Origin of the sequence: Fictibacillus arsenicus, from assembly GCF_001999465.1 — a bacterium.
GTDB classification, from domain to species: domain Bacteria; phylum Bacillota; class Bacilli; order Bacillales; family Fictibacillaceae; genus Fictibacillus; species Fictibacillus arsenicus.
On the sequence record NZ_MQMF01000034.1, the window covers coordinates 1 to 1,106 of the forward strand.

Sequence of the window (1,106 nt, forward strand, 5' to 3'; positions counted from 1 at the left end):
GCTCGGGCGTCCCGGAGCCCGCACGTTCTACCTGCAGGTGCGCACCGGGCCCCGGCTGGTGAGCCTGGCCCTGGAGAAGCAGCAGTCGGCCCTGATGGCGGAGATGATCGACGAGATCCTGGACGATCTGATGGCGCTGGAGGGCAACCCGCACAGCGTCCCGGCCAGCACGCCCGTGGAACTCGTGGACAACGATCCGCTGGACCCGGTGCAGGAGTGGTTCCAGGTGGGGCCATCGGCCTGGGCTGGGACCCCACCACCGCGCAGGTGCTCATCGACGCGCACCCGCTCTCCGACGACGACGCCGACTCGGCGCCCGAGGCGGGCGCCGAGGCCGTGCGCGTGCGCATGCCCGTGGCGCCGCCCGGGCGTTCGCCCGGCGCACCCGGGAGGTCGTGGACGCCGGCCGTCCGGTCTGCTCGGACTGCGGCCAGCCCATCGACCCCGACGGCCACGACTGCACTCTCCCCGACTCCTGATGAGCGCCGCGGACGTGCCCGCCGGCGAGCTGTTGTCCGGGGAGCTGATGCTCACCGGCCGCATCACGACGGCGTCCAACGCCACGTTCCTCGGCGCGATCGGTGACACCTCGGTGGTCTACAAGCCGGTGGCCGGCGAGGCCCCGCTCTGGGGACTTCCCCGCCGGGACCCTGGCCCGCCGGGAGGTGGCCGCGTCCCTGGTGTCCGAGGCGCTGGGGTGGGACATCGTGCCGCGCACGTGGCTGCGCGAGGGCCCCTTCGGCGAGGGCATGGTGCAGCTCTGGCAGGAGCAGGATCCTGAGCAGGACGCCGTGGACCTGTTCCCGGCGGACGAGGTGCCGGCCTCGGGGTGGCTCACGATCCTGGAGGGTGAGGACGAGGGCGGGAATCGGCTGGTCCTGGCCCACGAGGACTCGGCGGCCCTGCGCCGCATGGCGGTGTTCGACGTGATCGTCAACAACGCCGACCGCAAGGGCGCCCACATCCTCGCCATGCCCGGCGGGCACCGTCACGGGGTGGACCACGGGCTCACCTTCCATGTGGAGGACAAGCTGCGCACCGTGCTGTGGGGATGGATCGGTGAGGCGCTGAGCGAGGAGGAGCGCGACGGCGTGGGGCGCGTTCTC

General features: G+C 72.8%; 2 protein-coding genes and 1 pseudogene. All 3 read left to right on the forward strand.

Annotation, left to right across the window (positions count from 1 at the left end):
* Window positions 1-58: 58 nt before the first annotated feature.
* Window positions 59-184: pseudogene (locus UN64_RS21625) on the forward strand (hypothetical protein); the annotation flags it as partial.
* A gap of 61 nt (window positions 185-245) precedes the next feature.
* Entirely contained in the window at window positions 246-479 is a 234-nt protein-coding gene (locus UN64_RS21630) for a DUF3090 family protein (protein ID WP_369073189.1), read from the forward strand.
* Window positions 480-581: 102 nt separating this feature from the next.
* Window positions 582-1,106, forward strand: a 525-nt coding sequence (locus UN64_RS21635) for an SCO1664 family protein (RefSeq protein WP_281249496.1), incomplete at its 3' end; no start/stop codon positions are given.